Source organism: Lacticaseibacillus suihuaensis (genome assembly GCF_054785075.1).
The window spans coordinates 456512-482303 of the sequence record NZ_BAAGBJ010000001.1; the positions used below are offsets into that span (position 1 = coordinate 456512).

The window sequence follows — 25792 nt, forward strand, 5'->3', positions numbered from 1 at the left end:
ATAGCGCAGTCTTCTCGACTGCGCCACTGACTTATTTTTTGATGTAAGTCGGCCGCTGCCCGGCCAGCTCCTGGTGAAACTGCACGTAATTATCGTAGCGGCTTTGCATGATGGTGCCGGCCGCCACCGCCGCCTTGATCGCACACTTGGGCTCGGCCAGGTGCTGGCAGGAGCGAAACTTGCAATCGCCGGCCACCGCGACGAACTCGGGGAAGCGGTCGCGCAGGTTATCCAGCGTGACGTCCAGCAGGTTCAGCGAGCTGAACCCCGGCGTGTCGGCCACCAACCCACCGTCTGTCGCGAACAGCTCGGTCGTGCGGGTGGTGTGGCGGCCGCGGTTCAGGGCCTTGGAAATCTCCCCGGTGGCTAGCTCAAGCCCCGGCACCAGGTGGTTCAGCAGCGTCGACTTGCCGGCCCCGGTTTGCCCGGTAAAAATGGTCAGCCGGCCGGCGAAGGTCTTTCGAACCGCCGCCAGCGTCGCCGCACCAAACGGCGGCTCGCTGTGAAAGCTCGCGTAGCCGATCGCCGCATAGCCGGCCAGCGCCTGGGTGATGCCGGCCAGCCGGCTCGCACTCACCAGGTCCGTTTTGGTCAGGTAGATGCCGGCGTGAATCTGTTGGCCCTCCAGGTAGACCAGGAAGCGGTCCAGCAAGTTGAGCGAAAAATCCGGCTCGGCCGCCGCCACCACCAAAAGCGCCTGGTCGATGTTGGCCACCGGCGGCCGCTCCAGCAGGTTGGTTCGCGGCAGCACCTCCTCAAGCGCTGCAAGCGTCGCGCCTTCGCCCGGCGTGAACTGGGCGAAGTCGCCGACCACCGGGCTGACCTTGCGCTGCCGCAGGTTGCCTCGGGCCCGGGTGCGAACGATCTGCCCATCCACGGCGATGTCGAAGTAGCCGCTAATCTGGCGGATAATCCGCCCCGTTCTCTGCTCATCACTCACTAATACTATCCTCCGATTGCACGACCGTCCCGTCGTTGACGATTTTGTAGGCGCCGGCCGTCACCTTGTCGTCGAGCACGAAGGTCAACGTCACCGACTGATCGGCGGTGATGGTCAGCGTCTTGTAGACGTTGCCGATGCTGTGATCCTTGTCGCCCAGGTAAATTTCAACGGTGTTGGCCACGTTGCTGCTGCTTGAGTCGGCGCTTGAGCTGTCGCTGGAAGCGGTGTCGCTTGGCGCCTGGTAGCGAATGGTGACGGTCCGCTTGACCGTGGTTTCCTTGGTGGTCGGGTCTTCACCCTTGGACAGCGTGACCGTGAAGCGGTCGCCGGCCTTCACCTGCGTGTCGGCCGGAATGCTTTGGGCCATCACCTGGTCTTCCGGGTACTTGTCCGAGTAATCACTCTCGAAGCTGACGCTCAGGTTGTTTTCGGTCGCCCAGTCCAAAACCGTGGCGCGGTCCTTGCCGGTCAAGTCGATCATCGTGATTGTCTGGGTGCTGGAGCTCGAACTTGATTCCGCCTTGGCCGCCTTGGCCACGGTGAAGGTAATCGTCGTCTCCTTGGCCACCACCTTCGTGCCGGCGGTTGGGTCCTGGCTCAAAATCGTGCCGGGTACCGCCGACCGCGACGTCTTTTTCTTCTGCTTGACCGTGAAGCCGCGGTCCTCAAGGTCGGCCTTGACATCCGCGTAGCTTGCGCCGGTGTAATCGGACAGCGTCACCTTCTTGGCCCCCTTGGACAGGGTGATGGCGACCTTGGCGCCGGCCTTCAGGCTGGTGTTGGCCTTGGGGTCACTTTTAATCACGCGGTCTCGGTCGACCTTGCTGGAGTAGGCGGTGGTCACCGCCCCGAGCTCCAGATTGCGGCTTTCCAGCGCCGTTTCGGCCTGGGCCCGGGTCATGCCGGTGAGATCCGGCACGGCGTAGTCGCCTTGCTTGCCGGAAAAGGCGTAGGCCAGCCCCGCCACAATCATCAAAAGCACCACGCCCAGCAGCACGAACGGCCAGTACTTGGCCCAAAAGCGCCGCTTCTTGGCCGGCTTGGCCGCAGGCGCCGGTTCGGGCTTGGCGGCCGCCGCTGGCTTGGGCGCCGCTTGCGCTGCGGCCAGCGCCGGCGTCGGAATCACCTTGGTCTCTTCCAAGCTGCCATCGGCCGGCACCGCATACTTGGCCTCCCGGGCCCGGGTTGGCGACAGCGCGGTTTTGAGGTCGAGGCTCATCGCATCCGCGCTGGTGTAGCGGTTGCTCGGGTCCTTGGCGGTTGCCTTGAGCACCACGTTTTCAAGCGCCTGGGGAATCCGCGGGTCGAAGTCTCGCACCGACGGCATGTCCTCTTGGAAGTGCTTCAAGGCGATGGACACCGCCGAGTCGCCTTCGAAGGGTACGGTGCCGGTCAGCATCTCAAACAAAATAATCCCAAGCGCGTAGATGTCGCTTTGGCGCGTCGGCATCGAGCCTCGCGCCTGCTCGGGCGAGAGGTAATGCACCGACCCCAACAGCGAGTTGGTCTGGGTCATCGAGTTGTCCGACAGCGCCACGGCGATGCCAAAATCGGTGATTTTGGCGTTGCCATCCGCGTCGATCAGGATGTTTTGCGGCTTCAGGTCGCGGTGAATGATGTTGTGGTCATGCGCCAGCTGAACGGCACTCAGGATCTGGGTCATGATATCCACCACCCGCTGGTAAGGAATCGGGAAGTGTTCGACGATGTACTTCTTGAGGTCCGACCCCGGCACGTACTCCATCACCAGGTACTGCTGACCGTGGCTTTCGCCGACGTCGTAGATGGCGACGATGTTGGGGTGAACCAGCTCGGTGGTCGCCATCGCCTCGCGCTGGAAGCGGCGAATCGTGTCCGGATCGTTTTGCAGGTCCAGCCGCAGCACCTTGACGGCCACGTCGCGGTCCAAAATCAGATCGTGGGCCAGGTAGACGTTGGCCATGCCGCCTTCCCCCAGCGTTTTGAGCAGCTGGTAGCGCTCGTTAAGAATGTAGCCTGGTTCGATCACGCGTCAGCCCCCCTGTCTTGGTGAATAATCAAAGCCGTGATGTTGTCGGGTCCGCCGGCCGCATTGGCCTGGTCGATCAAGGACTGGGCCTTGTCGCCCAGCGGCAGGTCGCCGGCCAGCACCGCGGCAATCGCCGCGTCCGGCACCTGGTTGGTCAGCCCGTCGGAGCACAGCAGCAGGTAGTCATCTGGTTCCATGTCGTAGATGGTGACATCCGCATCGACATCGGCCGACACCCCGAGGCTTCTGGTGATCACGTTTTTTTGCGGGAAGTTCTTGGCCTCCTGCGGGGTCAGCTCGCCGGTTTTGACCAGCTCGTTGACCAGGCTGTGGTCCTCGGTGATCTGCATCAGCCGGCCGCGTCGGTACAGGTAGCAGCGCGAATCGCCGATGTTGGCCACCACGAAGCGCGAACCCGAGATGATCACGGCCACCAAAGTGGTGCCCATGCCGGTCAGGTCCGAGTACTGCTGGGCCTTTTCGAGGATCACCGCGTTTTCTTCCTGCAGCTCAAAAATCAGCCACCGCACGATGGTCTCGACATCGGTGGTGCCGGTTTTTTCGAACGCGTAGCCGATGTGCGACACCGCCATCTCAGAGGCGACATCGCCGCCGAGGTGGCCGCCCATGCCATCGGCCACAATCGCCAAGGTCGTGTTGGCGGTGTTTTTGAACAGGCCGACATAGTCTTCGTTGTTCGGCCGCTTTTGGCCGATGTCCGTGCGATACGTGTATTCCATCTTGTACTCCTTAAACTTCAGATGCGTTCCAGGCTCGCGATGAAAAAGCCGTCGGTGCCGTAGTCATCCGGGAACACCTGCAGCGCCGGGGCCCCGTGAACCCGCGTCAGGGGCTGGGCGGTCGGCACCGCCACTTGGCGGAATTCCGGGTGCTTAGCCAAAAAGGCGGCGACGACGTCTTGGTTCTCCTCTTGGACCATGGTGCAGGTCGAGTAGGTCAGCCTTCCCGTTGATTTTACCAGAGGGGCCACCGCCTCAAGCAGGCTCAGCTGAATCTTTGGCAAATTCTCAAGGTCTGAAGGCGTCTTGCCGTAGCGGATCTCCGGCTTGCGGCGCAAGAGCCCCAGCCCCGAGCAAGGCGCGTCGACCAGCACCCGGTCAAAGCTGGCCGGCTCAAACACATCAGCAGCCTGCCGGGCGTCCATCGCCTGGGCGTGAACCCGGTCGGCCACCCCCAGCCGCTTAGCGTTTTGCTCAATCAGGCGAACCTTGTGCGGGTGCAGGTCAAGGGCAACAACCGCCCCGCCAACCGCCGGGTCTAGGAACTGGGCGATGTGGGTGGTTTTGCCGCCGGGGGCGGCGCAGGCGTCAAGCACCCGGTCGCCTGGGCGAAGCGCGAGGCTTGGGGCCACCAGCATCGAGCTTTCATCCTGAAGGGTGAAGGCGCCGACGGCAAACTCCGGCAGCCCGGCGAAGTGGCCGCCAGGTGCCACGATCCCGTCCGGCGACAGCTCACTGGGTGCAACCTCTGGGAAGCGATCGGCCAGCTGGGCCAACAGTTCCGCTCGCGTCCCCTTGGTGGTGTTGACCCGCAGGCTGGCCGCCGGCGGCTGGTTAATCGCCGCCAGAATCGATTCGCACTTGGTGGCACCGAGCTGCTGTTGCAGCTTGGCCACCAGCCACGTCGGGACACTGTAGGTGACGCTCAACCGCTCGGTGGGGTCTTTGATGGTCGCGGGATCCGGCAGCCCGGTGCGTTGAATGTTGCGCAGGACCGCCGTCACCAACTTGGCGATGCCGACGTGGCCCAGCTGCTTGGCGATACGCGTTGATTCGTAAAAAATCGCCCGGTCCGGAATCTTGTCCAGGTAATGCATCTGATACACCGCGGTCTCAAGCAGCGCCACCACCCAGGCATCGAGCTTCTTGGCGCCGATGAACGGTGCCAAGTCGAAGTCAAGCGTCAGCTGGTGTTGAATCACGCCGTAAACCAGGGTCGTGGCAAGCGCCGCGTCGCGCGGATCGAGCCGCGCCTGGTTCAGCGTCGCGTCCAGCGCCAGGTTGGCGTAGCTGTGTTGGGTTTTCACTTTGGTCAGAATCTGCACGGCCAGCGTGCGAGGGTCGTTACGCAATGATCAGGTCTCCTTCTTGGATGGTCCGACCGGCCCCGTTCAAAAACGCGGCGATCGGCTGCTGAGCCTTGCCGGCCGGCTGAATCACGTCGACGGCAAAGCTGGTGTTGGCCCCGGCGGCAATCACCAGAGTCTTTTTGGTTCGGGCGATCACCGTCCCCGGCGCCGCCGTGGTCGGCGCCGCTTGCGGCGTGATCGCCCAGAGCTTGGTGCGTTCGCCGTTGAGCGTCACCCAACCCCCGACGGCCGGCCGCAAGCCCCGCACCCAGTTGTCCAGCTGAGTGGCGGGAAGCGTGATGTCCAGGTGTTCCTCTTCCTTCTTGATGGTCGGCGAGAACGTCACAAGGGCCGGGTCTTGGGGTACCTTTTGGGCGGTGCCGGCGATGAGCGCCGGCAGCGTCTGCATCAACAGGTCACGGCCCAGCTCACTGAGCTTGGCAAAGGCGGTGCCGGTGTCGTCGGCCCGGGTCAGTGGCAGCTTGGCCTGCGCGTACATGCCGCCGGCGTCCATCTGCTTGACCATCTCGATGATGGTCACCCCCGTTTCGGCGTCGCCGTTGATGATGCTGTACTGAATCGGCGCCCCACCGCGGTACTTGGGCAACAGTGAGCCGTGAACGTTGACGGCGGCAATCTTGGCCGCGTTCAAGAAGCGCGTCGGCAAAAACTGCCCGTAAGCCGCCGTGATGATCAGATCCGGCGCAAGCGCAATCGCCTGCTCAAGCTCCGGCGAGCCGGACAGCTTCTCCGGCTGCAGCACCGGAATATTCAGGGCCACGGCCGCCTGCTTGACCGGCGACTGGTGCAGCACCTGCTTGCGGCCGACCAGCCGATCCGGTTGGGTCATCACGGCCACCACGTCGTAGCTTTGGGCCACGGCCTGAAGAATCGGCACCGCGAAGTCAGGGGTGCCTAAGAAAATAATCGATGTCATGTGTTTTACTGTGCGGCCCAAGTGCGGCCGCACGTTTCCTTTCAGTCTTGATGTCGCGCTCACAAAAAGCTTTGGGGCTCTCTGTCGATGGCCACGAAAAAGCCGTTGCGGGTGCTTTTTTGCGTCTGATCCAGCACCGCGGCCAGCGTCTCAGCCAGCTTAGGCTCCCGCTTGTACTTCACCACTAGCTGGTAGATGTAGCGATTTTTCAGCCGGGCGATGGCCGCTGGCGACGGCCCCAGCACAATCGCGCTGGGGCTCAGCACCCGCTGCAGCTGGGCAGCCAGGCTGTAAATAGCCTTGGCCGCCTGGTTCTCGTCTTGGTGGCTGACGGTCAGCTTGATGGTGAAGTAGTACGGCGGGTAGTTCCCGCGGTGGCGAATCGCCATTTCCTGGGCAAAAAAGCCCTCGTAGTCATGGTTTTGCGCGTATTGAATGGCGTAGTGATCCGGGTTGTAGGTCTGGATGAACACCTCACCGGCCTTATCGGCTCGCCCGGCGCGGCCCGAGACCTGCGTCAGCAGCTGGAATGTGCGTTCCGCGGCGCGAAAGTCGGGCATCGAAAGCCCGGTATCCGCGTTGATCACCCCCACCAGCGTGACGTTGGGGAAGTCCAGGCCCTTGGCAATCATCTGCGTTCCCAGCAAAATGTCGGCCTCGCCTTGGCCAAACGCGTTCAAAATGCGCTCGTGGCCGCCTTTTTTGCGGGTGGTGTCGACGTCCATGCGCAGCACCCGCGCCGTCGGCAGCAGCTCGTGGAGTGCCTGCTCGACCTTTTGGGTGCCGGTGCCGTAGTAGCGAATCTTGTTGGAGCCGCAGCTCGGGCAGCGCGTGGGGATGGGCTCCTCATGGCCGCAGTAGTGGCAGCGCAGCGTGTGGGTGTCCATGTGTAGCGTCAGGCTGATGTCGCAGTTGGGACACTGCACGACAAAGCCGCACTCGCGACACATCACAAAGCTCGAGTAGCCGCGGCGGTTGAGCATCAGCACGCTTTGCTCGTGCCGCGCAAGCCGCGCCTGCAAGGCCGCCAGCAGGGGCTTGGAAAAATCGCCCTGGCCGCCTTGCTGCATGGCCTGGCGCATGTCGATCACATGAACCGGCGGCAGTGGCCGCTGGTTGATGCGGTGCGGTAGCACCAGCCGGGTGTAGACGTGCTTGGCCGCCCGGGCCCGTGACTCCAGGCTCGGCGTGGCCGACCCCAGCACCACCGGCGCGTGGGCGAGCACAGCGCGGTGCAAGATCACGTCTCGGGCGTGGTAGCGCGGCGCGTCGTCTTGCTTATAGCTTGACTCGTGCTCCTCGTCGATGATGAACACCCCGATGTTGGTCAAGGGCGCGAACGCGGCGCTTCTGGCACCGACCACCACCTTGGCCTCACCGCGCTGGATGCGCCGCCACTCGTCGAACTTCTCGCCATCCGACAGGCCGCTGTGCATCACCGCCACGGTCGCGCCAAAACGCCCCTTGACGCGGTGAACCATCTGCGGGGTCAGCGCAATTTCGGGCACCAGCATCATCGCGTTTTGGCCGCGCTTTAAGGCGGCGGCCATCACCTGCAGGTAGACCTCGGTTTTCCCAGAGCCCGTCACCCCTTCAAGCAAGAAGGTCTCGGGCTTGCGGGCAACCACCGCTGCGGTCACCGTCTTCACCACCGTAGCCTGCTCCGGCGTCAAGGCCAGCGGCGCGGTCTTTTCGCGGTGGTCGAGCTGCTCGTACGGGGCCCGGTAGACCTCGCGGGATTCCAGGGTCAGCCAACCGCGCTTGGCCGCGGTCACCAACTGGGCTCGGGTCACCTGCTTGACGCTGGCGGCGGCCGGCTGTTCGCCTTGGGCCTGCCAGCCTTCTAAAAGCGCCAGCAGCTCGTGCTGCTTAGCGGCGTTGGGCCGCAGCCCGGCCTTTTCGGCGGCCCAGTCGAGCGGCTGGGGGACGATGTAATCGGCGGTTTTGACCTTGGCGCGGTCCTTGGCCGCGTAGTCCACCCGCAGTGCGTCGGCCTGAATCAGTCTGGCAACCGCGGCCTCGGGCAGGTCGGCGACCGGCCGGCTGTTGGCCCCTGCCAGCAGCGCGACGGCCGCCGGCGTCGGCTTGGGGCCAAGTGTCACGGACTTGATGGTGTCGACCTTGAGCATCGTCGGCAGCATCGTCTGAATGCAAGTAATCCAAAAGGCGAAGGTGGTGTCGGCCAGCCACTTGGACAGGGCCAGCCCCGCCGCATTCAGCACCGGCGCGTAATCCAGCACCGCAAGCACCGGCTTGAGCTCGCCGGTGTAGTCACTGACATTGTCGACGGCCACCACCATGCCGGCCACCTGGCGACTACCGCGGCCAAAGCCGACCCACACCCGCATGCCGGGCTGAATCGCATCGGCCAGGGCGGCTGGAATCGCGTAGTCGAAGGGCCGGTCGGTTTGCATCGTCGGCACGTCGACGACCACCTTGGCCACGGCGGTCACAGGGCGGCCTCGATGCGGCACAAAATGGCCGCGGCGACGGCCACCTTGCTGGCGGCCGGCACCTCCTCGGGCTCACGGTTGGGCGCCAGCAGCGTCACCTGGTTGTCGTCTTGGTTGAAGCCAATGCCCGCCCCCACCCGGTTGGCCACCAGTAGATCCGCGTGTTTGGCGGCGAGCTTTTGCTGGGCGTTTTTGAGCAAGTGGTCCGTCTCGGCGGCAAAGCCGACGACCAGCTGGTGCGTCTTGGTGGTACCCAGCGTCTTCAGGATGTCTTGCGTCTGCGTCAGCTCAAGGCTCAGGCCGGCGGCGCCGGTTTTTTTGAGCTTGCGATCGGCTGCCGCAACCGGACGGTAATCCGCCACCGCCGCGGCCATGATCGCCACGTCGCTTTCGGCAAAGGCCGCAAGCACCGCCTGGGTCATCTGCGCGGCACTTGCCACCTGCACCACCGTCACGTCAGGCAGCACCGGCTGCGTCGCGGCGGTGATCAGGGTGACCTTGGCCCCGGCCGCCGCGGCCACGTTGGCCAGCGCGGTCCCCATTTTGCCGCTGGAGTCATTGGTCAGATACCGCACCGGGTCCAGCCGCTCGCGGGTGCCACCGGCCGTGACCAGCACGGTGCGGCCGGCCAAAAAGGCCTCAGGCTGGTAGGTAGCGATGAACGCCGCAATCACGTTAGGTTCGGGCATCCGCCCGACCGCCGCGTACCCCTCGGCCAAAAAACCAGTGGCTGGCTGCAGCACCCGAAAGCCCAGCGCCTTGAGGTGGGCTATGTTTTGCTGGGTCTGCGGGTTTTGCCACATCTGATCGTTCATCGCCGGCACCAGGAGCTTGGGGCCGTTGAATGCAAGCAGCGTGGTGGTGACCACGTTGTCGGCCAGGCCAAAGGCGAGCTTCGCCAGCGTGTTGGCCGTCGCCGGCACCACCACCGCCAGGTCCATCCAGTGGGCCAAGGCGACATGCGCCACGTGCTCCGGGTTCTGCTCGGCGTCGGCGTCGGTCAGAACCCGCGCCTTGCTGACGGTCGCCAGTGTCGTCGGCGTCACGAAGGCCGCGGCGCTTGGGGTCATCGCCACGCGAACCTCGTGCCCCGCCTTGATCAAATCCCGCACGATGCCCGGCACCTTGTAGGCGGCGATGCCGCCGGTGACGAACACCCCGATGTGTTGGGTCATCCCGAATTCCTCCTTGCGCTTTTGGGTTCATTATACCAAAAACTTTCGCCGCCTAAACGCAAACAACGGCCAACCCCTTCGGATTGACCGTTGCAAGACTATCAGGCTTCGTGGTCAAGCTTCTCCGCGTCGCGCTCCAACAGCTTGGAGTCCGGATCGATGATCACATCGCCGGCCGCGACTTCCTCAAGCGCCTGGCCGACGGTTTTCTTCGAGCGGTAGACAGACAGCATGCGAATGCTGCCTTGCGTCTCGAGCTCATGGGCCCGCTTGGCCGCAAGCACGGCCAGCGAGTAGCGAGACGGCACCTTGGCCAGCAACTTATCGATGGATGGGTAAATAATCATGACTATCTCCTTTGGCAAAAACGCCGGGTTAGTTGACCATGTTCTTGTAGCGATCGATCACGCGCGGCACCCGCAGGTGTTCGCTTTCGATGATGCGTTCGATGCGCTGAACCGCCTTTGGGACCTCGTCGTTGACCACCGCGTAATCGTAGTTGGCCATCATCTGAATCTCGTCTCGCGCCTGGGTGATGCGCTTTTCAATCACCTCGGCCGAATCGGTGCCACGGCCGGTCAGGCGGTTCTTGAGCTCGATCAAGTCGGGCGGGGTCAGGAAGATGAACACGCCGTCGGGGCACTTCTCACGCACCTGCATGGCACCTTTGACCTCGATTTCAAGTAGCACGTCACGCCCGGAATCCAGCGTCTGATTGACGTACTTCAGCGGTGTGCCGTAGTAGTTGTCGACGTACTTGGCATACTCGAGCATCTGACCATCCGCAATTTCCTGCTCGAACTGGGCCTTGGTGCGAAAGTAGTAATCGACCCCGTCCTGCTCGCCTGGGCGCTTGTTGCGCGTCGTCATTGAGACCGAGTACTGAAAATCCCGGTAGTCCCCTGCCAGCATGGCTTGCCGAACCGTCCCTTTGCCGACACCAGACGGCCCGGACAAGACGATCAGCATTCCCCGTTCATGCATGCTCTAACCTCTTTCATTCACTGTATTAGGACTATTATGCGTGTTTTCACGGCAAATATCAACCCGCAATCCCGCGCAGCCGCCGCCGAAAAAAAGTTGCCGCCCCCGCTTGCCTTTTAGAACGTTTGTTCGTATAATGGGGTCACAAACAAACGTTCGGAGGTCCTCACAATGGAAAACAAAGCGCATCGGCTTCAAGCGGTCACCCTCACCCTACTCAACAACGCTCGGGAGTTCTTCGACCTCGACACCCCTGCCAGCGCGATGCCGGCCGGCCAGCTGGCCTACTTCGCAGCGCAGGCCCAGGCTCGCCACTACCTGGTCGCCTTGTACTTTCAGGGAGAAGACCAGCCGATGATCGGCCACGTCACCCGGCACCTCGCCAGCGACCGCCTGCTGATTCAGGGTTACCGCAGCAACGTCGTGCGGGTCGCACCCCTTGCGCAGCTGCGCTACCTCAAGCGGGTATGAGCCTGCGCCTCGGTGTGCCTGGCCACCGCTCAGTCGCCAAGCCGACCGTGGGCTAGGGGCCGTGGCCGACCACCGCACCCCATTTTCGCGTTGGCAATCCAGTGGCAGGCGCCACCACCTCACGCAAGCCGGCCCCCGGCGGTGCCCCTCGCCCCAGGCCAGTGGCCAGGCCACCACGGCCGTTAAGCCCCCGCGAGACCACAACGCACCAAACCCGTCGGTCGGATCCTTCCCACCGGCGGGTTTGGTGCGTCTTTTGTTGACCATCGCTTGGCGAGCCACAATCAAGCTCCTGCGTGGCAACAATCGCTGCGCAGGGGCTATTTGGGTTGGCTCACTGCTGCTTGCGCAGCGTCGCCTTGGTTGCGGCCGCCATCGCCAAAAGCTCCTCGGCGTGTTCGACGGCCAGGTGAGTGACGGACTCGCCGGCCAGCATCCGGGCGATTTCCTGGACCCGGGCGGCATGGTCAAGTTTTTGGACCGTCGTGTTGGTGCGACCGCCGTGAACCGCCTTTTGGATCACGTATTCGTGGTCGGACATCGCCGCCACCTGCGGCAGGTGGCTGATGCACAGCACCTGGCTGTGCGTGGCGATCTGGCTGATTTTGTTGGCGATTGCCTGGGCGACGCGGCCGGAGACACCGGTGTCGACCTCATCGAAAATGATGCTGGTGACGCCGTCGGTTTCGGCAAAAATCGTCTTGAGCGCCAACATGATGCGCGACAGCTCACCGCCGCTGGCAATCTTGGCCAGCGGCTTGGCGCTTTCACCGGGGTTGGTCTGGATGTAAAACTCGACTTGATCCAGCCCGTCGTCGCGCAACGTTGTGGCGGATTCGATGTGAACCTCAAACACCGTCTTGGCCATGTACAGTGCCGCCAGCTGCTGGTGAATGGCCACAACCAGCCGTTTGGCCGCCGCCTGCCGCGCCGTTGTCAGCTTGGCCGCGGCCTGAACCAGCGCGGCCTTCTCCGCGGCGACGCGCTGATCCAACCCCTCGGCGTCGGCCTCGGTGGCCTCCATGGCGGCCAGCTCCTTGGCCGCCTTTTGACCGTAGGCAATCACGGCCTCAACCGTGGCGCCGTACTTGCGCTCAAGCTGGGCGATCAGGTCCAGCCGCTTTTCCACCGCGTCCAGCCGGCCTTCGTCCCACTCCAGCTGATCGAGCTGGCGCGACAATTCGCCTTGCGCGTCCTGCAGCGCGTAGTAGGCCGATTCGATGCTTTGGCTAATCGCCGCAAAGCCTTCGTCAAGCTTGGCGATGCCCTGCATGTCGGTCATCGCCGTGGCGACCTGATCCAACGGGTTTTGCTCCTCGTTGCTGAGCAGCGCGTAGGCATCGTTCAACGCGTCGGCGATGCGCTGGTAGTTGGCCAGGCGGTCGCGCTCTTGGGTCAGCTGGTTCTCCTCATCGGGCGAAAGCGCCGCCGTTGTGATTTCGTTGACCTGAAAGCGCAGCATGTCCAGGCGCTGGGCCCATTCCCGCTCGTTTTGCTGCTTGCGCGACAGCGCCGCGCGGTCCTTTTGGTAAGTCGCATAGGCCGCCTTGTAGGCGGTCAAAAGCCCCGCGACGGGGTCGCCGGCGAACTGGTCCAAGAGCCCGAGGTGCGACTCGGGGTGAATCAGCTGCTGGTGCTCGTTTTGGCCGTGAATGTCGACCAGCGTCTCGCCAATCGCACGTAGCGTCGCGGTGTTGACCAGCTCGCCGTTGACCCGGCAGAGGTTGCGTCCAGACGCGTACAGGTCGCGCGACAACAGCACGGTGCCGTCGTCGGGCACCAGGCCGAACGCGGCCATCACGGAGGCCGTGCGTGGGTTGGAGGTCGCGTCGAACAGGCCCTGCAGCGTCGCCTTAGCCGCGCCAGTTCGCACGAAGTCGGTGCTGCCGCGACCACCGGCGAGCAGACTGACCGCGTCGATGATGATCGACTTGCCGGCCCCGGTTTCCCCGGTCAGCGCGGTCATGCCGGTTTGAAAGCTCAGCTCGAGCTTATCGATGATTGCAAAATCATGGATGACCAGTTCCTGTAACATGTTATCCCACCATTTCGTCCAGTTCTGCCAACAGTGCCTGCGCCGCCGCCGCGGTGCGGCAGATGACCAGAATCGCCGCGTCGCCGGCGATGGTCGCAAACACCCGCGGATCCTCCAGCTGATCGATCAAGTTGCCGACCGCCGGCGCCGTACCCGGCGTCATCACGAGGTGAACGAAGCGGTCCAGCACGTCGCCACGCAAATAAGCCCCGACCATGGTGCGGCGGAGCTTGTCCAGCGGCGCCAGCTGCATTTCCTTAGGCAAGGCGTAGCGGTACGCGCCGTTGGCCTCTGGCACCTTGACCAGCTGCATTTCCTTGATGTCGCGGGAAATGGTGGCCTGGGTGACCGGAATGCCCAGCGCCTTGAGCTTTTCGACGAACTCACCCTGCCGCTCGATGACGCTGGTTTCGACTAACTGCCTGATGTGGGCCTGACGTTCACTTTTTTGCATAACGCACCTGCTTTCGAAGTTACCCAAAGCATACCGCATTCTGCATATTCGCGCTAGTATTCTGAATAGATATGCATCAGTGGCCGGGCCGCAGCTCGGCGTAGGCCCGGGCCAGCGTGTCGGTCACGCTGACGTCAGCCGCCTTAACGCCCGGCACCTGCGCGTTTTGCAGGTGAATCAGAAACTCGATGTTGCCCTCCCCGCCCTTGATTGGCGAGAAGTCCAGGCCCAAGACGTTGTAGCCAGCGGCCAGTGCGAAGTCGACAATCATGGTCAACACTGCCTTGTGAACCGCGGGGTCACGCACGATGCCCTTCTTGCCGACGTTGGCCGGCCCGGCCTCAAACTGGGGCTTGATCAAGGCGACGGCGTGACCGCCGGGCTGCAGAATCGCCCGCAGCGGCGGCAAAATCAGCTTCAGTGAGATGAAAGACACGTCGGTCATCGCAAACTCGACGGGGCCTTGGGTGAAGTCTTCCGGCTTGCTGTAGCGGAAGTTGACCCGCTCCATCACCTCAACGCGCGGATCCTCGCGCAGCTTCCAGGCCAGTTGGTTGTAGCCGACGTCCAGCGCGTAGCTCAGCTTGGCGCCGGCCTGCAGCGCGACGTCGGTGAACCCGCCGGTCGAGGCGCCGATGTCAAGCACCGTGAGCCCCTTGAGGTCGAGGCCAAATACGTCCAGCGCCTTGGCCAGCTTCAGCCCGCCGCGGGAGACGTAAGGCATCACCTTACCCTTGACGTGCAAGACGGACTCGCCGTCGATTTTGACGCCGGGCTTGTCCAGCCGCTCATTGTTTTGATCGTACACCTCACCAGCCATGACGGCTCGCTTGGCCTGCTCGCGCGACAGGAACAGCCCCTGCTCGACCAGCAGCACATCTACTCGTTCTTTTTTCACAGTTACCTCACTCAAAATACGTCAGAAAAGCGTCCAGCTGCGGCACCGGCCGGCTCAGTCGCCCAAGCGCCGCATGGGCCGCGGCCACCTCTTGGGCCAGTGCCTGCTGGGCCCCGGCAAGCCCCAGCAGGCTGGGGAAGGTCGCCTTGGCCTCGGCCAGGTCCTTGTTCGGGGTCTTGCCCAATTCGGCCGCGGTCTTGGTGCGGTCGTTAACGTCGTCTTGGATCTGAAAGGCCAGCCCGAAATGCGCGGCAAACGCCCGCAGCGCCGCGCCGTCGGCCGCAGCGACCCCGGCGAGCAGGCCGCCCATGGCAACCGCCGCCTCAATCAACGCCCCGGTTTTGAGCGCCTGCAGCTGGCGTAGTGCCGCCAGGTCGAGCCGGTGGTGCTCACCGTCCATGTCCATCACCTGCCCGGCCACCATGCCGCAGGGACCGGCCGCCTGGGCCAGCGCCTGGAGCAGCTGGACCACGACACCTGGTGCGGCCGTCACCGCGGCGACCTGCGCGAAGGCCTGCGCCTGCAGCCCGTCGCCGGCCAGAATCGCCATGGCCGTGCCGAAGCGCTTGTGGCTGGTCGGTCGGCCGCGGCGCAGGTCGTCGTTGTCCATCGCCGGTAAGTCGTCGTGAATCAGCGAGTAGGTGTGAAGTAGCTCCAGCCCGGCCGCGGCCGGCAGGGCCTGCTTCACCGAACCGCCGAAGCTATCCACCACCGCCAGCAGCAGCAGCGGCCGCAGCCGCTTGCCCCCGGCGTCAACCGAGTAGCGCATCGCCGCCTGCAGGTGCGTGTTGGCAATCGGCGCCAGCGCCGTGGCCAGGGCCGCCTCAAGCGGTTCCTTGAAGCCCAGCGTCTTGGGCTCAAGCATGATCGGCCGGCTCGAAGTCAACCAAGGTGCCGTCGTCCTTGACCATCTTGGTCACGGTTTGCTCGGCCTCCTTGAGCGTTTTTTCCAGCTGCTGACTCAGCTTGACGCCGGTCTTGAACTGATCCATCGCGGCTTCGAGCGGGACTTGGCCCTGCTCGAGGCTTGCCACAATCTGTTCCAAGCGGGTCAGATTCTCTTCAAAAGTAGGTTCAGCCATTGTTGTCTTCCTTTCCCTGTTGTGGTGCAAGCACCTGCACCGGCACGACCCCGTCTTGCAAGTGCAGCTGGGCCTTTTGCCCGACCGTGAAGTCGCGGCGGTGCTTGAGCATGGTGCCATCGGGGGCCGTGGCGTAACTGTACCCGCGACCCAAAATTTTGAGCGGACTGAGGTGATCCAGCGCCGCCGCGGCCTGGGCAACCCGCTGCCGGTCGGCCGCCACTGAGGCGCGAATCGCGCGGCCCAGCCGAACCTGGTCTTGGCTCAGTCGCTGGGCCGCAGTCGCCACCCGGGTGGTCAGCGCCTGCGGGGCAAGCAAGGCATTCGCCATCGCCAGCCGGTGGCGCCGGTCGGCCAAGAACTGCTGGGTGCTGGCCACCAGCCGACCGCTCAGCTGATCAACCTGCTGCACGTACTGATCGTAGAGCCGCGCCGGTTGCGTCAGCACGACGCTGGCGCGTACGCGCTTGAGCTGGGCGTCTTGGCCGCTCAAAAGCGCCTTGGTCGCCGTCACAATGCGCAGCCGATCCTCTTCGAGCCGCGCCAAGGCGTCGACCAGTGGCACCGGCGTCACCAGCTCCGCGGCCGCCGTCGGGGTGGCCGCGCGGTGGTCGGCGATGAAATCGGCGATGGTGGTGTCGGTTTCGTGCCCGACCGAGCTGACGATCGGCATCGGCATGGCGACCAGCTCCCGGGCCACGGCCTCCTCGTTGAACGGCCAGAGGTCCTCGATCGACCCGCCGCCGCGGCCAATGATCAATGCGTCAAAGCCGCCCAGCTCCCGCACCCGCTTCAGCTGACGAACCAGGTCGTCGGCCGCGGCTGTGCCCTGAACCACCGCCGGAAACAGCACCAGCTGCAGGATTGGGTAACGCCGGGCCACCGTCGTGCGAATGTCTTGAATCACCGCGCCGCTGGGGCTGGTGATCACCGCGACCCGCCGCGGAAAGCGCGGTAGCGGCCGCTGGTTGCGGCTGAACAGGCCCTCCGCGGCCAGCTTGGTTTTGAGCTGTTCCAGCGCCTGGTACAAGGCCCCGACGCCGTCCGGCTCCATGCTTTCGATTACGATCTGGTACTGACCAGACGCGTTGTACAAGGTGACATGGCCGACCACGCGAACCTTCATCCCCTCCTCGGGGCGAAACTTCAGCTTGGCAAAGGCGCCTTTGAACATCACCGCGCTGATTTTGGCCTGGTCGTCCTTCAGCGAGAAGTACTGGTGACCAGGGCGCAGGCGGAAGTTGCTCAGCTCGCCGGTCAAAAAGACCCGCGTCAGGTAGGGATCAAGGTCAAACTTGCGCCGCAGGTAGGTGGTGAGGCTGCTGACGCTGAGGTACTCGGGTTCACTCATTTAATCGCCTCTTAGCTAAGGTTACGGTTTGCATCATCAACGCGGCGATGGTCATCGGCCCCACCCCGCCCGGCACCGGTGTGATTGCGCTGGCCAAAGGCGCCACCTGATCAAAGGCGACGTCGCCGACCAGCTTGCCAGACGCGTTGCGGTCCATGCCGACGTCGATCACCACGGCACCGGGCTTGACTGCATCTGCCGTGATGAACTCGGCTTGGCCCAGCGCCGCCACCAACAGGTCAGCCTGGCGCGTCAGCGCAAACAGGTTCGCCGTCTTGCTGTGCGTGATGGTGACCGTGGCGTCTTGGTTGAGCAAAAGCCCCGCCAGCGGCCGCCCCACGATGTTGGAGCGGCCGACGATGACGGCGTGTTGACCGGCGACTGAGATGCCGTAGTGGTCAAGCAGCGCCATGATGCCAAGCGGCGTCGACGCGACCACACCGGGTTGGCGGGTCCACAGCCGCCCCATATTGACCGGGTGAAAGCCGTCGACGTCCTTGTCCGGCGCGATGGCCGCAATCACCGCCTGGGCGTCGATTTGCGCCGGCAGCGGTAGCTGAACTAAAATGCCGTCGATGGCGGGGTCAAGGTTCAGGTCGGCGATGATTGAAAGCAGCGTGGCCTGGGTGGTGCTGGCCGGCAGCACGTGTTTGACCGAGCGGATGCCCAACGACTCGGCGCGGCGCTGCTTGTTGCGAACGTAGATGGCGCTGGCCGGATCGTCACCGACCAACACCACGGCGAGCCCCGGCGTCACCCCACGGGCAATCATCGACTGAACCGTGGCGCTGAGCTCGGTCATCAGGGCGTTGGCGGTTTTTTTTCCATCTAAGATTGTAGTCATTGTTCTCCTCCATCGGGTGCGGCTGCTGGACCCAACTCGGGCCGCGACCTGCCCAGTGCAGGTCGTGGTGCCATCATACAAGATGCCTGTCAAGACGTCCAGCCTCAGCCCGCAATCCTCAAGAGACTCTCACCCGGCGTTAAGAATGCCGAGCGCATACAGCAACGGACCGTGAGAAAACACGGCCCGTTGCTATCACACTATTGGTTCACGCCTCGGCCGGCTTGGACACAAAATGCCCCAAAATGCCGTTCACGAAACGCGCGGCCGACTCATCGCTGTACTTCTTGGCCAGCTCGATCGCCTCGTTGACGGCAACCTTGGCCGGCAGCTCCGGCTCGTACTGCAGCTCGTACAGGCCCAGCCGTAGCACAATCAGATCCGGCTTGGTCAGGCGGCTGAGCGTCCAGCCCTTCTTGAGCTTGCCGGTGATGGCAGCGTCCAGTTCGGCGGAATGGGCCAAAACGCCGTCAATCAGCGCGATCATGTACGCGGAAGCGGTCTCGTCTTCGTCCAGCACATCGGCGTACACCGCCTGGCGGTCGGCGTCCGGGTTGCCCGCAAGTGCGAACAGCGCCTGAAACGCCGCCTCCCGTGATTCATGTCTGCCTAGCATCTAATCGTCATCCTCGGTTTCTTCGTCGTCTGCAAATAGGTTCTCAGGGTCGACCGGGGCGGCCTTTTCGGGCACCACCCCGACCACATGCACGTTCACCGCGGCCAGCGTCAGATCCGTCATGTACAAAAGCTGCTCGCGCAGCGTCTGCTGCATGTCAAGCGCCACCTTGGGCACGGAAACCCCGTAGTCCAAGTAGACGTAGACATCGGCGGTCAGCTGCGTCCCGTCCACGGTCAGGTCAACACCCTTGCCGTGGTTGGCGCGGCCGAACCACTCGTTGATCGAGCTGGTCAGGCTGCCGCGCATCTGGTACACGCCGTCGACGCCGACTGCGGCGATGCCCAAAATGACCTCCAAAACTTCCGGAACAATCTCGATTGTTCCTTGAGCATCCGTGCGGTTCGCAAGTATGATATTTGTTTCTTCAGCCATTAGGCATCCTCCTCAATTGTGATCGACGCGGCTAGGCGCGGGAAATGTAGGTGCCGTCCTGCGTGTTGATGGTCAGCACATCGCCTTCGTTGATGAAAAACGGCACCTGAACCACCAGGCCGGTTTCCATCGTCGCAGGCTTGCTGCCGCCGCTGCTGGTGTTGCCGCGAACGCCGGGTTCGGTGGCGGTGACGGTCAGGTCGACGGTGTTCGGCACTTCAACGCCCAAGGTCTCTTGGTCGTGCATGATCACCTTGACCTCCATGTTCTCCTTGAGGTACTTGAGCTCCTCTTGGATCTCTTCGCCTGGCAAAGACAGCTGCTCGTAAGTCTCCATGTCCATGAAGACATAGTTGTCGCCGTCTGCGTACAGGTACTGCATGGTCTTGGTGTTGATCTGGGCCTTCTCCACTTTTTCGGTGGAACGGAAGGTCTTCTCCTGCACCGCACCGGTCCGCAAGTTCTTCAAGGTCGACCGCACGAACGCGGAACCCTTCCCCGGCTTCACGTGCTGGAACTCGACGATCCGCCAGAGACCGCCGTCCACTTCGATGGTCAAGCCGTTTTTAAAATCATTGACAGAAATCATTATGGTTCCTCCATTATCGTTTGTAAACTCCACTTTACTATATCAAGACTGTCGAACCGGCGCAACCGCCGGCCGGCTCACGATAATGGGTGTCCCCGTTCACTGACGCCGAGCTTTGGACTCAGCGCTGGACCGCCTCGCGTTTTTTGCACTACTTCACCTTCACGACTAGAATTTCTGGCGGCGCCGGCGTGGTCAGCACCCGAGCCCCGTCTTGCGTAATCAGCAGGTCGTCTTCGATTCGCACCCCACCGACCCCAGGCAGGTAAATGCCCGGCTCGTCGGTTTCGACGTTACCGACCACCTGTGGCACCGCGTTGTACACGCCCCAAGCGCCGGGCCCTTCGTGAATCGAGAGGCCGATGCCGTGACCGGTGCCGTGGCCGAAGTACTGACCGTAGCCGGCGCGGTCGATGAAGCCATGGGCAAAGTCGTTGATCTCACGCCCAGTCACACCCGGGGCCATCAGTTCGGCGACGCCGCGGTTGGCCGCGGCCACCACTTTGTAAATGGTCTTGATGCGCGGATCCGGCTCGCCGACAGCAAAGGTGCGGGTGATGTCTGAGACGTAGCCTTGGTAGACACAGCCCCAATCCAGCGTCACCACGTCGCCTGCTTCGATCACCTTGGCGGTGGCGGCGCCGTGCGGCATGGCCGACCGGGCCCCGCTTGCGACAATGGTTTCAAAGGAGGTCCCAGACGCGCCCAGCTTGCGCATGAAAAAGTCCAGGTCCAAGGCGACTGCGGCCTCGGTCATGCCCGGCCGAATCGTTGCCAGCACGTGCTGGTAGCCGGCCTCGGCGATTTGAATCGCCTTTTGAATCAGGGCCAGCTCCGAAACGTCTTTGACCTCGCGCAGCGTCGCCACGAAGTTGTGGGTCGCCACCCAGGTCGTCGGGGCCGGTAGCCGCTTGAAGTCCTCGTACACCAGGATCTCACCCTCAAAGCCCACGCGCCGCAGGCCGTCTCGGACTGCCAGCTCGCCGGCCTTGGCGAACAACCCGGCCTGGTGCAACACCAACTCGCTATTGTGGACCTCGGCTTGCACCTGAGTGGTGAAGCGCGAGTCCGTGATCAGGTAGCTGTGCGTTCGGCTGACCAGCAAGGCGCTTTCGTCGCCGGTGAAGCCCGTCAGGTACGTGACATTGGTCGCATTGGTGACCAACACCGCATCCAAATCGTGTTCCGCCAGCTTGTGTTGCAGCCGTTCCAGACGTGTCAGAGTCGTCATGTCATCAATTCCTTTCTCACTCACCGTGCCACCTCAGCAAAAAAAAACGCCCCGTGACCGGGGCATTTTCGTGTTATTCAGCTTTTTCGACTGGATAAACGGATACTTGCTTGCGATCGCGACCCAGACGCTCGAATTTCACGATGCCGTCCGTGGTTGCAAACAGCGTGTCATCGCCGCCGCGACCAACGTTGGTCCCTGGGTGGATCTTCGTACCGCGCTGACGGTACAAGATGTTCCCGGCCAAAACGAACTGGCCATCGGCACGCTTGGCACCAAGACGACGACCGGCAGAGTTACGGCCGTTAGAAGTGGAGCCGCCCCCCTTATGGTGGGAGAAGAATTGTAAGTCCATCTTTAACATAAGTCTGTACACCTCCGAATGTTGAATTAGGTTTAACTGTTGTGCGTCTTCACGCGAATATGATCGGGATTAGTCTCTTCAATCTGGGTCAGGGTCAACAGCAGGCTCTCAAGCAGAATCTGCGTCACATGGGCGCTTTCATCCTTGAGGGCCGCGGGAACGGTCACCGTCAAGTGACCCCCGTTGACCGCGTCGACGGCCGTGACCGGGTCGAACCCGGCCATCACCTCGATGCTGTTGGCGGCACCGATGGCCACGGCCGAAACCGCGGCGCATACAATGTCATGCCCGTAATCACCGGCGTCGGCGTGTCCTTGCAGCGTGAACTGCTGGAACGTGCCGGCCGCGGTGCGAAAAAACGTTGCACGAATCATAGGCTCAACTCCTATTAGGCGTTGATTGCGTCGATGACGACCTTCGTGTAAGGCTGACGGTGGCCCTTCTTCTGGTGGCTGTGCTTCTTAGGCTTGTACTTGTAGGTAACAACCTTCTTTTCGCGCCCTTGCTTCTCAACCTTACCAGTGACCGTCGCACCGTCGATGGTAGGCGTGCCGATCTTGGCATCGCCTTCACCTGCGACCAGGATGACCTGGTCGAAGGTCACCGTTGCGCCTTCTTCAACATCGAGCTTCTCGACGTAAAGTGCTTCGCCGACCGCGGCCTTGTACTGCTTGCCGCCAGTTTTGATAATTGCGTACATCTTGTGCACCTCCTGTTGCCCGTAGGCTTTTTCCCCTGAGGACTCGCCAAGCCGGGTGCTAAGCTTTGAAACCCGGCGTTGCGCGGTTGCAGTTGAGGGGTGACAAATACAACGTATCGATTGTACCAAAGACCCCTGGCCGACGCAAGCAAAATGTGCGACGGGGCTGGTGACCCTGCCTGGCATTGGCGGTTGTCGTCACCTGTCGCATTGCGCTATACTGGCTTGCAGATAAGATGAAGGCGGGAAATCGAATGACTGGCTTGATAGTTCTTTTTATATTTGTGCTGACCGGCGGCCTGACGGTGATGGCGATGGCCAAGCTCCACGCCCCGTGGCGCTACGTGGTGGCAGGACTGGTCGCCGCAGTCGTGCTCACGGCTTCGGCCAAGCTGACCGGCCGCACCATGACCATCGCCTTGGCGGTGTGGCTAGCCGCGCTTGTCGGCGGTCTCACCGCGCTGCGCGTCTTCCTGCGGCGGCAGTAACCCGAGACGAAAAAAGGCGGCGTCAATCACCGCCGCCTTGCCCCTGCCAAGGACCTTCAGTATACCACGCGCTGACGCTGTCAGCGCGTTTTTTTAGCCGACGTACTTGCCGACTACCGGCAGCTTGGCCAACACCGACTTGCCGTGCGGGGCGTGTGCGATCACCGCGCTCAAGTCCTGGCCGGCGTGGTTGCCGTGGTGGTTCTCACCGGCCCAAGCCGGCACGTTGGTCAAGTCGTACACGACGCCATCGATCGCCACGTACTTCTTGGGGTCATCCACCCCGTTGTACTTGGCCAGCGTCTCCTTTGTGAATGTCTCTGTCATCGTCAGTTCTCCTTCCTAAAACAAAGTTGTCAACAACCTAATCATAGCCGTTTGGCCACCTGTTGTCTAGGAATTCACTCACCCGCCTAAGGCCTGAACCCGCCTCGGTCGCAGGTCTGAGTTCGACTTATTTAGTCAATAACGCTTGACTAACTTATTAATAACAAGTAGAATAATCACATTGTTTCAAGGCCATTCATGTACCCTAAGAATGGAGGTAATATACATGAAATACAAGATTCAATTAGACACGTCCAACCAACTCTTCATCGCGATCGACCTCAGTGACCAAAAGCACACTGGGACCGGCCGAACCATCGAGCAGGCGGTCGCACAACTGAACAATTGATGCCTTGTGCCACAAAAACCCCCGGATCATTGCGATCCGGGGGTTTTTGCTCGTTCCAGGTTAAGCTTCCTCTGCCCCAGGCGTCGAGGTGATCAGCATCATCTTGCCGCTGAAGGTCCAGGACTTGATCTGGTTAGGAATGATGAAGTGAACGCCCTTCTTCAACGGGTAGGACTGGCCATCCGCCTCGATGCTGCCGGCACCATCGAGCACGGACACCAGGGTGTAAGGCGCCGTTGGCGTCTGGCTCAGCTTGCCGTTCAGGTCGATCTTGTAAACCGAGAAGAACTTGGAAATCGGCGCGGTCACAAAGGTCGTGATGGTCGCATCGTCTACCTTGGCCGTCGTGATGTCAAGCTTCGGGTCGACGCTCGGCACGGTGGTGGTGTCGATGCTTTGTTCCAAGTGCAGCTCACGCTTGTTGCCTTCCGCATCGGTGCGGTCGTAATCGTACAGGCGGTAGGTCGTATCGGAGCTTTGCTGGGTCTCAAGCACCATAATGCCCTTGTTCAGCGCGTGGATGGTCCCACTCGGCACGTACACGAAGTCGCCGGTTTTGACCGGCACCTTGCGCAGCAAGTGCTCCCAGTCGCCTTGGTGAATCATGTCGGCGAGCTCCTGGCGGGTTTTGGCGTGGTGGCCGTAGATCAGGTACGAGCCGGGCTCGGCGGAGATGACGTACCAGCACTCGGTCTTGCCGAGCTCGCCGGGCCGCTCGTGGGCGGCGGCGTAGGCATCATCCGGGTGAACCTGGACGGACAGGCTGTCGTTGGCGTCCAGAATCTTGGTCAACAGTGGAAAGACCTTGCTCTTTTGGTGGCCGAAGTATTCCTGGTGATCCCGCCACGCAACGTCCAGCGTGGTGCCCTTCAGCGGCCCGTTGGCGATGACATCCGGCCCGTTGGGATGAGCCGAGATGGCCCACAGCTCGCCGATTTTACCTTCCGGCAGGTGGTAGCCGAAGTCGGTTTCGAGTTTGCGGCCGCCCCAGATCTTGTGGTGAAAGACAGGTTCGAGAAAAATAGGTTCAGTCAAAATACTTCCTCCTTGAAGGCAAATGCGTGTTTTTAGACTTTTCATCCGCTTTCATTCTAACATAACGACCGCCTCAATGTTGCGCTTTCAGGAACTCGGCCACGAATTCGTCCCGCCGCGCCAGGAAGCTGGCATTGGGCTGCGGGTGAACCCGGTTGCTCAATACAATCAGGGCTCGGTGCAGCTTGGGCTGAAGCAGCCAAAAGGTGCCGGTGTAACCCGTGTGGTACAGCCACAGGCGCTTGGCCGCATCGCGCCGCAGGTCCCACCCCAGGCTGCGGCCAAGCCCGGCCTTGGTGTAATCGGCCACCAGACGACCGAACGGCGCCGGCCACGCCACCGATTGGCGAACGCCGAACGCGAACTCGCTAAAGCGCATCAGGTCCTCGAGGCTGGCAAACAGCCCGGCCGCCCCGCTGTGACAGCCCAAAATCGCGCTTTTCGGGTCATGCACCACCCCTTGGCGCAGCCCCGTCGCCGGTGAATAGCTGGTCGGCACACACCGCTCGGCCGCCGGGGTGAACGTCGCCGAGTCAAGCCCCAGCGGCTTGAGGACGCGCCGCGTGATCAGCGTCTGAATCGGCGCCAGGTACAGCTTCTCAAGCGCCCAGCCGACCAACAGCAGGTTGACGTCACGGTACACCACCTGGGTGTCGCACTCGGGCGTCACCGTCAGCTGCGTCAAAAGCGCCTGGCGTAACGCCTCAGCCGCCAGCTCATCGCGGTGGGGAATGTAGCCCTCAAGCCCCGAGGTGTGCGTCAACGCCTGGCGAAATGTCGTCTGGGCGCCAAACTCCGGCAGCAGCGTGGAAAGCGGCTGATCCAGGCTCACCGAACCAGCCGCCAGCGCCTGTAAGAACAGCGTGGTGGTCCCCACCACCTTGGTCAACGATGCCAGGTCGTAGAGGCTGCCGGAATGCAGTGGCGCCGGGTGCGGCCACAGCTGGCGCTGCCCGCTCACCTGCAGCTGGCTGACGCCGTCGTGCATGTAAGCCGCAGACCAACCTGGGGTGCAACCGGCAAGTTTATTTGCAAGAATCGTCAATGGTTCCATGTCATCACTTCTCACTCACCAAAATATTAGGCGCCGCCGACAGAAAACCACAGCGTGAGCCGGTTGGGCCCGGTCACCATCAGGTACTGCGCCGGCACCACGGCCTTGACCGGCCAGTGGTGGCCCCGCACGTTGGCCTCAAGCGCGGCCAGGGCCGCGGCACTGGAGACCACCAAGTTGACGTAGCGGCCGCCGGCGTGGTTAGGTCGGCGAGGCCGGGCCCGTTTGGCCAACACCACCGCCATGCTGATGTGGCTGGCGGCGTCGCCGACGGTCAAAAAGGCGTGGTCTTCCGCCTGCTGCTGGACCACAAAGCCCAAGATGTCCGCCAGGTAGGTCACGGTTTCTGCGACCTGCTGGGTTCGCACCACAATCTGCACCAACGAAACCCGATCCGGCAGCCCGGCCCAGGCGCCTTTGGGCAGCGGCGGCGCCACCGCTGGCAGCGGCGTTCCCGCCGCGAAGTCGTAGGTGCGGGTGATGGCGCCGCTCAACCCGGGATCATAGGCGATGCGCAGCTGGTTTTGCTCGGGATCCGCGAACGAAAAACCCAGCGCAAAGCCGGTTTCCCACCAGCTCAGCGCGATGCCTTGATTCTGCAGTCTAGCCGCCACCGCCAAAAGCGACTGCTGGTCGGGCATGTTGAGCCCAAACCCCGCCAGGCCACCGGGCGGCGACTTCAACAGCCGACCACCGCCTTCGATCATCGCCAGCACATGGCGTCGCCCAGTGCCCAACAGCGCCTGATGCGCGTCTTGGCGCAGCAAAGTCAGCCCCAGCGTTCGCTGGTACCATGCGACCATCTGCGTCATGTCATGTACCCGCAGGCCAACAAAACCGATGCGAGTCCACCGGTCCAACGTGAAGCGTTGCATCTTCG

The 25792-nt window shown here is 62.6% G+C and carries 30 protein-coding genes and 1 other annotated feature; of the genes, 3 read left to right on the forward strand and 27 right to left on the reverse strand.

The window, feature by feature from the left end; genetic code table 11:
• Positions 1 to 31 precede the first annotated feature (31 nt).
• From rsgA to gmk, 9 genes are all read right to left on the reverse strand, one after another.
• On the reverse strand, positions 32 to 940 hold the full coding sequence (gene rsgA, locus ACYVRZ_RS02075; protein ID WP_461224368.1) for a ribosome small subunit-dependent GTPase A: 909 nt from the start codon (positions 938 to 940) through the stop codon (positions 32 to 34).
• Positions 933 to 2951 (reverse strand): Stk1 family PASTA domain-containing Ser/Thr kinase, encoded by a 2019-nt coding sequence (gene pknB, locus ACYVRZ_RS02080; protein WP_461224370.1) that lies wholly within the window; start codon positions 2949 to 2951, stop codon positions 933 to 935. Before pknB ends, rsgA begins: the two co-directional genes overlap by 8 nt.
• A complete protein-coding gene (locus ACYVRZ_RS02085) occupies positions 2948 to 3691 on the reverse strand; it encodes a Stp1/IreP family PP2C-type Ser/Thr phosphatase (protein ID WP_461224371.1) in 744 nt (247 codons plus the stop codon). Before ACYVRZ_RS02085 ends, pknB begins: the two co-directional genes overlap by 4 nt.
• Positions 3692 to 3708: 17 nt before the next feature.
• On the reverse strand, positions 3709 to 5043 hold the full coding sequence (gene rsmB, locus ACYVRZ_RS02090; RefSeq protein ID WP_461224372.1) for a 16S rRNA (cytosine(967)-C(5))-methyltransferase RsmB: 1335 nt from the start codon (positions 5041 to 5043) through the stop codon (positions 3709 to 3711).
• A complete protein-coding gene (gene fmt, locus ACYVRZ_RS02095) occupies positions 5036 to 5977 on the reverse strand; it encodes a methionyl-tRNA formyltransferase (protein ID WP_461224374.1) in 942 nt (313 codons plus the stop codon). The genes rsmB and fmt overlap by 8 nt, the downstream gene beginning before the upstream one ends.
• Before the next feature lie 59 nt (positions 5978 to 6036).
• Entirely contained in the window at positions 6037 to 8430 is a 2394-nt protein-coding gene (gene priA, locus ACYVRZ_RS02100; protein ID WP_461224375.1) for a primosomal protein N', read from the reverse strand.
• The gene (gene coaBC, locus ACYVRZ_RS02105) at positions 8427 to 9605 is read right to left on the reverse strand and encodes a bifunctional phosphopantothenoylcysteine decarboxylase/phosphopantothenate--cysteine ligase CoaBC (RefSeq protein WP_461224376.1); all 1179 of its coding nucleotides are present in this window, start codon (positions 9603 to 9605) and stop codon (positions 8427 to 8429) included. The genes priA and coaBC overlap by 4 nt, the downstream gene beginning before the upstream one ends.
• A gap of 101 nt (positions 9606 to 9706) precedes the next feature.
• On the reverse strand, positions 9707 to 9952 hold the full coding sequence (rpoZ, locus tag ACYVRZ_RS02110; RefSeq protein ID WP_262316254.1) for a DNA-directed RNA polymerase subunit omega: 246 nt from the start codon (positions 9950 to 9952) through the stop codon (positions 9707 to 9709).
• Between the two features lie 28 nt (positions 9953 to 9980).
• A complete protein-coding gene (gmk, locus tag ACYVRZ_RS02115) occupies positions 9981 to 10589 on the reverse strand; it encodes a guanylate kinase (protein WP_461224377.1) in 609 nt (202 codons plus the stop codon).
• Positions 10590 to 10760: 171 nt separating this feature from the next.
• Between gmk and ACYVRZ_RS02120 the strand changes: the two genes are divergently transcribed.
• Positions 10761 to 11060 carry a hypothetical protein gene (locus ACYVRZ_RS02120; protein ID WP_461224378.1) on the forward strand — a complete coding sequence of 100 codons (300 nt, stop codon included), beginning with the start codon at positions 10761 to 10763 and terminating at the stop codon, positions 11058 to 11060.
• Positions 11061 to 11394: 334 nt separating this feature from the next.
• Here the strand turns inward: ACYVRZ_RS02120 and recN are convergent, their stop codons facing one another.
• The 14 genes from recN to rplU all read right to left on the reverse strand — a co-directional run bounded on the left by recN (position 11395) and on the right by rplU (position 21659).
• Complete coding sequence (gene recN, locus ACYVRZ_RS02125; protein ID WP_461224379.1) at positions 11395 to 13095, reverse strand: DNA repair protein RecN; 1701 nt, start codon at positions 13093 to 13095, stop codon at positions 11395 to 11397.
• A gap of 1 nt (position 13096) precedes the next feature.
• Entirely contained in the window at positions 13097 to 13549 is a 453-nt protein-coding gene (locus ACYVRZ_RS02130; protein WP_262316257.1) for an arginine repressor, read from the reverse strand.
• 76 nt (positions 13550 to 13625) lie between these two features.
• The gene (locus ACYVRZ_RS02135; protein ID WP_461224380.1) at positions 13626 to 14447 is read right to left on the reverse strand and encodes a TlyA family RNA methyltransferase; all 822 of its coding nucleotides are present in this window, start codon (positions 14445 to 14447) and stop codon (positions 13626 to 13628) included.
• Positions 14448 to 14454: 7 nt separating this feature from the next.
• Positions 14455 to 15312, reverse strand: a complete 858-nt coding sequence (locus tag ACYVRZ_RS02140; protein WP_461224381.1) for a polyprenyl synthetase family protein — start codon at positions 15310 to 15312, stop codon at positions 14455 to 14457.
• Positions 15305 to 15529, reverse strand: coding sequence for an exodeoxyribonuclease VII small subunit (locus ACYVRZ_RS02145; RefSeq protein WP_262316260.1), 225 nt, complete (start codon positions 15527 to 15529; stop codon positions 15305 to 15307). Before ACYVRZ_RS02145 ends, ACYVRZ_RS02140 begins: the two co-directional genes overlap by 8 nt.
• Positions 15522 to 16880, reverse strand: a complete 1359-nt coding sequence (gene xseA, locus ACYVRZ_RS02150; RefSeq protein ID WP_461224382.1) for an exodeoxyribonuclease VII large subunit — start codon at positions 16878 to 16880, stop codon at positions 15522 to 15524. The genes ACYVRZ_RS02145 and xseA overlap by 8 nt, the downstream gene beginning before the upstream one ends.
• Positions 16873 to 17724, reverse strand: coding sequence for a bifunctional methylenetetrahydrofolate dehydrogenase/methenyltetrahydrofolate cyclohydrolase FolD (folD, locus tag ACYVRZ_RS02155; protein ID WP_461224383.1), 852 nt, complete (start codon positions 17722 to 17724; stop codon positions 16873 to 16875). The genes xseA and folD overlap by 8 nt, the downstream gene beginning before the upstream one ends.
• Before the next feature lie 208 nt (positions 17725 to 17932).
• On the reverse strand, positions 17933 to 18340 hold the full coding sequence (gene nusB / locus ACYVRZ_RS02160; RefSeq protein ID WP_262316263.1) for a transcription antitermination factor NusB: 408 nt from the start codon (positions 18338 to 18340) through the stop codon (positions 17933 to 17935).
• Positions 18341 to 18775, reverse strand: a complete 435-nt coding sequence (locus tag ACYVRZ_RS02165) for an Asp23/Gls24 family envelope stress response protein (protein WP_461224385.1) — start codon at positions 18773 to 18775, stop codon at positions 18341 to 18343. It lies immediately after the preceding gene.
• Between the two features lie 31 nt (positions 18776 to 18806).
• Positions 18807 to 19364 (reverse strand): elongation factor P, encoded by a 558-nt coding sequence (gene efp, locus ACYVRZ_RS02170; RefSeq protein ID WP_262316265.1) that lies wholly within the window; start codon positions 19362 to 19364, stop codon positions 18807 to 18809.
• Between the two features lie 151 nt (positions 19365 to 19515).
• Entirely contained in the window at positions 19516 to 20586 is a 1071-nt protein-coding gene (locus ACYVRZ_RS02175) for a M24 family metallopeptidase (protein ID WP_461224541.1), read from the reverse strand.
• Positions 20587 to 20668: 82 nt separating this feature from the next.
• Positions 20669 to 20959 (reverse strand): 50S ribosomal protein L27, encoded by a 291-nt coding sequence (rpmA, locus tag ACYVRZ_RS02180; RefSeq protein ID WP_225047541.1) that lies wholly within the window; start codon positions 20957 to 20959, stop codon positions 20669 to 20671.
• A 32-nt stretch (positions 20960 to 20991) separates the two neighbouring features.
• Positions 20992 to 21333, reverse strand: coding sequence for a ribosomal-processing cysteine protease Prp (locus ACYVRZ_RS02185; RefSeq protein WP_461224387.1), 342 nt, complete (start codon positions 21331 to 21333; stop codon positions 20992 to 20994).
• 14 nt (positions 21334 to 21347) lie between these two features.
• Positions 21348 to 21659 (reverse strand): 50S ribosomal protein L21, encoded by a 312-nt coding sequence (gene rplU / locus ACYVRZ_RS02190; RefSeq protein WP_262316267.1) that lies wholly within the window; start codon positions 21657 to 21659, stop codon positions 21348 to 21350.
• A 28-nt stretch (positions 21660 to 21687) separates the two neighbouring features.
• Positions 21688 to 21757 (reverse strand) — a sequence feature (ribosomal protein L21 leader region).
• 156 nt (positions 21758 to 21913) lie between these two features.
• On the opposite strand from rplU, the gene ACYVRZ_RS02195 reads away from it, so the two are divergent.
• The gene (locus tag ACYVRZ_RS02195) at positions 21914 to 22147 is read left to right on the forward strand and encodes a hypothetical protein (protein WP_461224388.1); all 234 of its coding nucleotides are present in this window, start codon (positions 21914 to 21916) and stop codon (positions 22145 to 22147) included.
• Positions 22148 to 22240: 93 nt separating this feature from the next.
• On the opposite strand, the gene ACYVRZ_RS02200 is transcribed toward ACYVRZ_RS02195, so the two are convergent.
• Complete coding sequence (locus tag ACYVRZ_RS02200) at positions 22241 to 22474, reverse strand: cytochrome b5 domain-containing protein (protein WP_262316269.1); 234 nt, start codon at positions 22472 to 22474, stop codon at positions 22241 to 22243.
• A 226-nt stretch (positions 22475 to 22700) separates the two neighbouring features.
• Between ACYVRZ_RS02200 and ACYVRZ_RS02205 the strand changes: the two genes are divergently transcribed.
• Complete coding sequence (locus ACYVRZ_RS02205; protein WP_262316270.1) at positions 22701 to 22823, forward strand: hypothetical protein; 123 nt, start codon at positions 22701 to 22703, stop codon at positions 22821 to 22823.
• A 60-nt stretch (positions 22824 to 22883) separates the two neighbouring features.
• On the opposite strand, the gene manA is transcribed toward ACYVRZ_RS02205, so the two are convergent.
• The 3 genes from manA to ACYVRZ_RS02220 are packed head-to-tail and all read right to left on the reverse strand — an operon-like array spanning position 22884 to position 25787.
• The gene (gene manA / locus ACYVRZ_RS02210) at positions 22884 to 23903 is read right to left on the reverse strand and encodes a mannose-6-phosphate isomerase, class I (RefSeq protein WP_461224391.1); all 1020 of its coding nucleotides are present in this window, start codon (positions 23901 to 23903) and stop codon (positions 22884 to 22886) included.
• A gap of 28 nt (positions 23904 to 23931) precedes the next feature.
• Complete coding sequence (locus ACYVRZ_RS02215; protein WP_461224393.1) at positions 23932 to 24912, reverse strand: serine hydrolase domain-containing protein; 981 nt, start codon at positions 24910 to 24912, stop codon at positions 23932 to 23934.
• A gap of 26 nt (positions 24913 to 24938) precedes the next feature.
• Complete coding sequence (locus ACYVRZ_RS02220) at positions 24939 to 25787, reverse strand: VOC family protein (RefSeq protein WP_461224395.1); 849 nt, start codon at positions 25785 to 25787, stop codon at positions 24939 to 24941.
• Between the last annotated feature and the right edge of the window lie 5 nt (positions 25788 to 25792).

Excerpts from the sequence above, each read along its gene's own strand:
- ACYVRZ_RS02185 (WP_461224387.1), bottom strand. The coding sequence starts at position 21,333 with ATGATTCGTGCAACGTTTTTTCGCACCGCGGCCGGCACGTTCCAGCAG.
- ACYVRZ_RS02215 (WP_461224393.1), bottom strand. The coding sequence starts at position 24,912 with ATGGAACCATTGACGATTCTTGCAAATAAACTTGCCGGTTGCACCCCA.
- folD (WP_461224383.1), bottom strand. The coding sequence starts at position 17,724 with ATGACTACAATCTTAGATGGAAAAAAAACCGCCAACGCCCTGATGACC.
- ACYVRZ_RS02165 (WP_461224385.1), bottom strand. The coding sequence starts at position 18,775 with ATGGCTGAAGAAACAAATATCATACTTGCGAACCGCACGGATGCTCAA.
- fmt (WP_461224374.1), bottom strand. The coding sequence starts at position 5,977 with ATGACATCGATTATTTTCTTAGGCACCCCTGACTTCGCGGTGCCGATT.
- nusB (WP_262316263.1), bottom strand. The coding sequence starts at position 18,340 with ATGCTAGGCAGACATGAATCACGGGAGGCGGCGTTTCAGGCGCTGTTC.
- ACYVRZ_RS02200 (WP_262316269.1), bottom strand. The coding sequence starts at position 22,474 with ATGACAGAGACATTCACAAAGGAGACGCTGGCCAAGTACAACGGGGTG.
- gmk (WP_461224377.1), bottom strand. The coding sequence starts at position 10,589 with ATGCATGAACGGGGAATGCTGATCGTCTTGTCCGGGCCGTCTGGTGTC.
- ACYVRZ_RS02220 (WP_461224395.1), bottom strand. The coding sequence starts at position 25,787 with ATGCAACGCTTCACGTTGGACCGGTGGACTCGCATCGGTTTTGTTGGC.
- efp (WP_262316265.1), bottom strand. The coding sequence starts at position 19,364 with ATGATTTCTGTCAATGATTTTAAAAACGGCTTGACCATCGAAGTGGAC.
- ACYVRZ_RS02140 (WP_461224381.1), bottom strand. The coding sequence starts at position 15,312 with ATGCTTGAGCCCAAGACGCTGGGCTTCAAGGAACCGCTTGAGGCGGCC.
- ACYVRZ_RS02205 (WP_262316270.1), top strand. The coding sequence starts at position 22,701 with ATGAAATACAAGATTCAATTAGACACGTCCAACCAACTCTTCATCGCG.
- ACYVRZ_RS02195 (WP_461224388.1), top strand. The coding sequence starts at position 21,914 with ATGACTGGCTTGATAGTTCTTTTTATATTTGTGCTGACCGGCGGCCTG.
- recN (WP_461224379.1), bottom strand. The coding sequence starts at position 13,095 with ATGTTACAGGAACTGGTCATCCATGATTTTGCAATCATCGATAAGCTC.
- rpmA (WP_225047541.1), bottom strand. The coding sequence starts at position 20,959 with ATGTTAAAGATGGACTTACAATTCTTCTCCCACCATAAGGGGGGCGGC.
- ACYVRZ_RS02120 (WP_461224378.1), top strand. The coding sequence starts at position 10,761 with ATGGAAAACAAAGCGCATCGGCTTCAAGCGGTCACCCTCACCCTACTC.
- xseA (WP_461224382.1), bottom strand. The coding sequence starts at position 16,880 with ATGAGTGAACCCGAGTACCTCAGCGTCAGCAGCCTCACCACCTACCTG.
- ACYVRZ_RS02130 (WP_262316257.1), bottom strand. The coding sequence starts at position 13,549 with ATGCAAAAAAGTGAACGTCAGGCCCACATCAGGCAGTTAGTCGAAACC.
- rpoZ (WP_262316254.1), bottom strand. The coding sequence starts at position 9,952 with ATGATTATTTACCCATCCATCGATAAGTTGCTGGCCAAGGTGCCGTCT.
- manA (WP_461224391.1), bottom strand. The coding sequence starts at position 23,903 with ATGAAAAGTCTAAAAACACGCATTTGCCTTCAAGGAGGAAGTATTTTG.
- ACYVRZ_RS02085 (WP_461224371.1), bottom strand. The coding sequence starts at position 3,691 with ATGGAATACACGTATCGCACGGACATCGGCCAAAAGCGGCCGAACAAC.
- rplU (WP_262316267.1), bottom strand. The coding sequence starts at position 21,659 with ATGTACGCAATTATCAAAACTGGCGGCAAGCAGTACAAGGCCGCGGTC.
- coaBC (WP_461224376.1), bottom strand. The coding sequence starts at position 9,605 with ATGACCCAACACATCGGGGTGTTCGTCACCGGCGGCATCGCCGCCTAC.
- ACYVRZ_RS02145 (WP_262316260.1), bottom strand. The coding sequence starts at position 15,529 with ATGGCTGAACCTACTTTTGAAGAGAATCTGACCCGCTTGGAACAGATT.